Below are 1425 nucleotides of genomic sequence, written 5' to 3'. Positions count from 1 at the left end.
AGCCGCTTCCAAGCATTGCTCGTCGCCGCCCGCCGACGGGTGCGGCCTATCATCATATGGATCGGCATGCCCCTCGACCAGGCGGTCCATTGCCAACGCGTACACAACTCCAGGGAAAGATCCAGGCCATGATTTCCAAGCCTAGCCAGCCTCGTTTTTCGGCACGCCATCTGGCGCCCTGGGCCGCGATGTTCGCCGCTACCTTTCTGCTGGCGTCCTGCTCGCAGGAGGGCAGCGCCCCCGCCGGCATGGGCGCGCCCGGCAAACCGGAAGTCGGCGTCGTCACCTTGCATCCGCAATCGGTGGCGATCACCGCCGAACTGTCGGGGCGCACGGCGGCTTCGCTGGTTGCCGAGGTGCGCCCGCAAGTGAACGGCATCATCCAGCAGCGCCTGTTCAAAGAGGGCAGCGAAGTTGCTGCGGGACAGCCGCTCTACCTGATCGATCCGGCAAGCTACAAGGCAGCCTATGACAGCGCGGTCGCCGCCCAGCAGAAGGCGCAAGCGGCGGTGCCGACTGCGCAGGCCAAGTTCGACCGTTATGCAGGGCTTTTGAAACAGAACGTTGTTTCCAAACAGGATTATGACGATGCCGCCGCCACGCTGGCGCAGGCGCAAGCCGATGTCGCCTCGGCCAAGGCCAGCGCCGAGACGGCGCGCATCAGTCTCGACCGCACCTCGATCACGGCGCCGATCGCCGGCCGCATCGACAAGTCCACGCTGACGCCCGGCGCGTTGGTGACCGCCAACCAGGACACTGTGCTGACCACCATCCGTGCCCTCGATCCGATCAATGTCGACGTCACGCAATCGAGCACCAACCTGCTCAATCTGCGCCAGGCGATCTCGGAAGGGCGGCTGAAGTTCAGCGGCCCCAATGTCAGCGTCAAGCTGAAGCTCGAGAACGGCACCATCTACACGCAGACCGGCAAGCTGGAATTCGCCGGCGCCAATGTCGACCAGACCACCGGCACCTTCGCGCTCAGGGCCGAATTCCCCAATCCCGATCGCTTGCTGCTGCCCGGCATGTATGTGCGGGCGCTGGTCGAGGAGGGCGTTGCCCAGAACAGTTTCCTGGTGCCGCAGCGCGCCGTCAGCCGCAACACCAAGGGTGAGGCCACGGCCATGGTCATCAATGCGCAGGGCAAGGTCGAGACGCGGGTGCTCGCGGTGCGCAACAGCGTCGGCAACAACTGGCTGGTGGATTCGGGTGTCGGCGACGGTGATCGTGTCATTGTCGAGGGCATGCAGCTGGTGCGCCCCGGCGGCGATGCGACGGGCGTTGAGGTGACGATCGACGAGACGACCGGCGAGGTCAAGGATCGCGGGCAGGGCACGTCCGCCGCACCGGCCGCGTCCAACGCTGCCAAACCGGCGCCTGCCGCCGCGACCGGGAACTGAGGCGATGTCCGTATTCTTCATCAAC

At 65.5% G+C, this 1425-nt stretch carries 1 protein-coding gene; it reads left to right on the top strand.

Going from position 1 to position 1425, the window contains the following annotated elements; all coding sequences use genetic code 11:
• Positions 1-128: 128 nt before the first annotated feature.
• Complete coding sequence (locus tag EN939_RS34095) at positions 129-1400, top strand: efflux RND transporter periplasmic adaptor subunit (RefSeq protein WP_127271110.1); 1272 nt, start codon at positions 129-131, stop codon at positions 1398-1400.
• Positions 1401-1425 lie beyond the last annotated feature (25 nt).

Source organism: Mesorhizobium sp. M7A.F.Ca.CA.002.05.1.1, from assembly GCF_003998335.1.
Classification (GTDB): Bacteria; Pseudomonadota; Alphaproteobacteria; order Rhizobiales; family Rhizobiaceae; genus Mesorhizobium.
The sequence above is the reverse complement of the archived record's forward strand: the minus strand, read 5'-3'. Positions and strand labels throughout refer to the sequence as shown.